Annotated in this window: 4 protein-coding genes; 1 reads left to right on the forward strand and 3 read right to left on the reverse strand. The window is 71.0% G+C overall.

Going from position 1 to position 4,088, the window contains the following annotated elements:
- Positions 1 to 133: 133 nt before the first annotated feature.
- Positions 134 to 994, reverse strand: a complete 861-nt coding sequence (locus tag ACJA3G_RS31760) for a bifunctional methylenetetrahydrofolate dehydrogenase/methenyltetrahydrofolate cyclohydrolase (protein WP_406556501.1) — start codon at positions 992 to 994, stop codon at positions 134 to 136.
- A gap of 206 nt (positions 995 to 1,200) precedes the next feature.
- Between ACJA3G_RS31760 and ACJA3G_RS31765 the strand changes: the two genes are divergently transcribed.
- Positions 1,201 to 1,827, forward strand: coding sequence for a hypothetical protein (locus ACJA3G_RS31765; RefSeq protein ID WP_406556502.1), 627 nt, complete (start codon positions 1,201 to 1,203; stop codon positions 1,825 to 1,827).
- An 87-nt stretch (positions 1,828 to 1,914) separates the two neighbouring features.
- Here ACJA3G_RS31765 and purH read toward each other — a convergent pair whose 3' ends face one another.
- A complete protein-coding gene (purH, locus tag ACJA3G_RS31770; RefSeq protein WP_406556503.1) occupies positions 1,915 to 3,471 on the reverse strand; it encodes a bifunctional phosphoribosylaminoimidazolecarboxamide formyltransferase/IMP cyclohydrolase in 1,557 nt (518 codons plus the stop codon).
- The gene (gene purN, locus ACJA3G_RS31775; RefSeq protein WP_406556504.1) at positions 3,468 to 4,061 is read right to left on the reverse strand and encodes a phosphoribosylglycinamide formyltransferase; all 594 of its coding nucleotides are present in this window, start codon (positions 4,059 to 4,061) and stop codon (positions 3,468 to 3,470) included. Before purN ends, purH begins: the two co-directional genes overlap by 4 nt.
- Between the last annotated feature and the right edge of the window lie 27 nt (positions 4,062 to 4,088).

The raw sequence follows: 4,088 nt of genomic DNA on the forward strand, positions 1-4,088 counted from the left end.
GGGCGGGGGCGGCGGCCACGGCCGCTTCCGGGGACGCCTGGGCGCCGCTCACCGCCGGCTCGGCGGGCTCGCTGCCCCCGGCGCCGCCGTCGCCCGTACTCGTGTCGGCGTCCATGCCACGGTCCCTTTCCGGTCAGCTCGCGGACGCGCCGCGCTCCGCCGCCTCGACGACGTTGACCAGCAGCTGGGCGCGGGTCATCGGGCCGACGCCGCCCGGGTTGGGCGAGACCCAGCCCGCCACCTCGGTGACCCCGGGGTGCACGTCGCCGAGAATCCTGCCGTTCTCGTCGCGGCTGACGCCGACGTCGAGCACGGCCGCGCCCGGCTTGACGTCCTCGGGCTTGACCAGGTGCGGCACCCCGGCGGCGGCGACGATGATGTCGGCCCGGCGCAGATGGGACGCGAGGTCACGGGTGCCGGTGTGGCACTGCGTCACGGTCGCGTTCTCCGAGCGGCGGGTCAGCAGCAGCGGCATCGGGCGCCCGATGGTCACCCCGCGGCCGACCACCACGACCTCGGCGCCGTTGATCTCCACACCGTGCTCGCGCAGCAGCTGGATGATCCCGTACGGCGTGCAGGGCAGCGGACCGGGCTCGTTGAGCACCAGCCGGCCGAGGTTGGTCGGGTGCAGTCCGTCCGCGTCCTTGGCCGGGTCCATCAGCGTCAGGATGCGGTTCTCGTCGATGCCCTTGGGCAGCGGGAGTTGGACGATGTAGCCGGTGCACTCCGGGTCCTCGTTCAGCTCACGGACGACCGCCTCGATCTCCTCCTGCGTGGCGGTGGCGGGCAGTTCGCGCTGGATGGAGGCGATGCCCACCTGGGCGCAGTCGCGGTGCTTGCCCGCCACGTACTTCTGGCTGGCGGGGTCCTCGCCGACCAGGACGGTGCCGAGACCGGGGTGGATCCCCTTCTCCTTCAGGGCCGCCACGCGGACGGCCAGGTCGGACTTGATCGCTGCGGCGGTGGCCTTGCCATCGAGAATCTGGGCGGTCATGTTTCCCATTCTTCCAGGGCGACCGATGATCGCCCAAGTTGCACTTGCACAACACATCCAGCGTCCGGCTGGACAAACTTATGTCTCGTTTAGAACGATGATCTGCGCAGTACCGCGGGCAGTGCCGGGGGGCGAACCGCTCACACATCATCTTTCCTCCGCTCGGGCCGCGTCGTCCCCGCACGGAACAACGGAGGAACCCCGCCATGAGCTTCGGCGACCCGAACAACCCTTACGGCCAGGCACCCCCGCCCCCGCCGCAGAACCCGCCGGGCTACGGCTACCCGGCCGCACCCCAGGGGCCGCCGCAGCAGCCGTACGGCTACCCGCAGCAGCCCGCGTACCCGGGTTACCCCGGCGGCATGGTGATGCCCCCGCAGATGCCGGGCCTCATGCAGACCGCCCGGGTGTTCCTGTTCATCGTGGCGGCCGTCCAGGTCATCATCGGCTTCGTCTTCCTGTTCATCGGGGCCGCGGCCAACGACGTCTCCAACAAGTCGGACGACACCTTCGGCGACACGCCGTTCGGTGACATCGGCCACGCCGCCGCCGGCATCATGGTCGTCTTCGCGTTGGTCTTCTTCGGCCTCACCGCGCTGTCGATCACGCTCGGCGTACGGCTGTCCAAGGGCCGCCAGGGCGTCCGCATCACGACGATGGTCTACGGCATCCTGGGCGCCGTGGTCGGCGTGCTGGCGCTGGCCGGCTCCGCCGACAGCAACTCCTCCGGCGGCCTGATCTGGGCCGTCCTGTGGATGGCCTTCGGCGGCATCATGGCGGCGGCCATGATGACCCGCGACGGCGCGGCGTGGTTCAACCGCCCGCGTTACTGACCCACCGCACCGAGGGCCGCACTCCGCAAACGGGGTGCGGCCCTCGGCATGTGCGCCCTCAGCCACTCCAATGCGCCCTGGGGCCACTCAGTGGAAGAAGTGCCGCGTCCCGGTGAAGTACATCGTGACGCCCGCCTTCTTCGCGGCCTCCACGACGAGCTCGTCCCGGACCGAACCGCCCGGCTGCACGACCGCCTTCACACCCGCGGCGGTGAGGATCTCCAACCCGTCCGGGAACGGGAAGAACGCGTCGGAGGCGGCGTAGGAGCCCCGCGCCCGCTCCTGGCCCGCCCGCTCCACCGCGAGCTTGGCGGAGTCGACCCGGTTGACCTGCCCCATCCCGACACCCACCGAGGCCCCGCCCTTCGCGAGCAGGATCGCGTTGGACTTGACGGCCCGGCACGCCTTCCAGGCGAACGCGAGCTCCTTGAGCTCGTCCGCGGAGAGCGCCTCGCCGGTGGCCAGCGTCCAGTTCGCCGGGTCGTCGCCCTCGGCCTGGAACACATCGGTCTGCTGGAGCACGGCGCCGCCCGAGACCGGCTTGAGGTCGCCGGGCTGGTGCGGGGTGCCGTCGACCTTGAGGACGCGGATGTTCTTCTTGCGCGCCAGGACCTCCAGCGCCCCGTCCTCGTACCCCGGTGCCGCGATGACCTCGGTGAAGATCTCCGCGACCTGCTCGGCCATGGCGACCGTCACCGGGCGGTTGACCGCGATGACACCGCCGAAGGCGGACAGCGGGTCGCACTCGTGGGCCTTGCGGTGGGCGTTGGCGAGGTCGGCGTCGACCGCGATGCCGCACGGGTTGGCGTGCTTGATGATCGCGACGCAGGGCTCGTCGTGGTCGTAGGCGGCACGGCGGGCCGCCTCGGTGTCCACGTAGTTGTTGAAGGACATCTCCTTGCCGTGCAGCTGCTCGGCGTTGGCGATGCCGCCCGGCCGGCCGTCCGTGTAGAGCGCGGCGGCCTGGTGCGGGTTCTCGCCGTAGCGCAGCGTGGACTTGCGCTCCCAGGTGCCGCCGAGGAAGCCGGGCAGCGCCGCGCCGTCCTCCGGCGCGTACACGTTCGTCATCCAGGAGGCCACGGCCACGTCGTACGCGGCGGTGTGCTGAAACGCTTCGGCAGCCAGGTGCTTACGGGCTTCCAGATCGAAGCCGCCGCTCTCGACGGCCGCCAGCACGTCCGCGTACCGCTCGGGGCTGGTGACGACGGCCACCGACGGGTGGTTCTTGGCGGCGGCCCGGACCATCGAGGGCCCGCCGATGTCGATCTGCTCGACGCACTCGTCGGCGGAGGCGCCCGAGGCGACGGTCTCCTTGAACGGATACAGGTTGACCACGACGAGCTGGAACGGCTCGACGCCGAGCTCCGCCAGCTGCTCGCGGTGCGAGTCCAGCCGCAGATCGGCCAGGATGCCGGCGTGGACGCGCGGGTGCAGCGTCTTGACCCGGCCGTCCAGGCACTCGGGGAAGCCGGTCAGCTCCTCCACCTTGGTGACCGGCACGCCGGCGCTCGCGATGCGCCCGGCCGTGGAGCCGGTGGAGACGAGCTCGACCCCGGCCGCGTGCAGCCCACGCGCCAGCTCCTCCAAACCAGTCTTGTCATAGACGCTGACCAGCGCGCGACGGATCTCCCGCTTGCTACTCACGGCAACAGAACCTTTCGTCCCTCAATGCGATAGCCGTCGCGGGCCAGCCGCCCCACGACGTCGACGAGCAGCCTTCGCTCGACTTCCTTGATGCGCTCGTGGAGCGCGTCCTCCGTGTCGTCCGTGCGGACCTCGACCACGCCCTGGGCGATGATCGGGCCGGTGTCGACGCCGTCGTCGACGAAGTGGACGGTGCATCCGGTGACCTTGGCGCCGTACGCGAGGGCGTCACGGACGCCGTGGGCGCCGGGAAAACTGGGCAGCAGGGCGGGGTGCGTATTGACGGTCCGCCCGCCGAACCGGGCGAGGAAGTGCTTCCCCACGATCTTCATGAACCCCGCGGACACGACGAGGTCCGGCTCGTACGCCGCGATGGCCCCGGCGAGCGCGAGGTCCCAGGCATCCCGGCTCGGATAGTCCTTCACCCGGCAGACAAATGTGGGCAGACCGGCCTTCTCGGCCCGCTCCAGCCCGACGATGCCTTCCCGGTCGGCCCCGACGGCCACGATCCGCGCCCCGTACCCGTCGGGGTCGGCGGCGATGGCGTCGAGCAGCGCTTGGAGGTTCGTACCGGATCCGGAGACCAGCACGACGAGGCGCGCGGAGGGGGCGGAAGG

It is taken from the genome of Streptomyces sp. YS-3 (genome assembly GCF_045257485.1).
Taxonomy (GTDB): Bacteria; Actinomycetota; Actinomycetes; order Streptomycetales; family Streptomycetaceae; genus Streptomyces.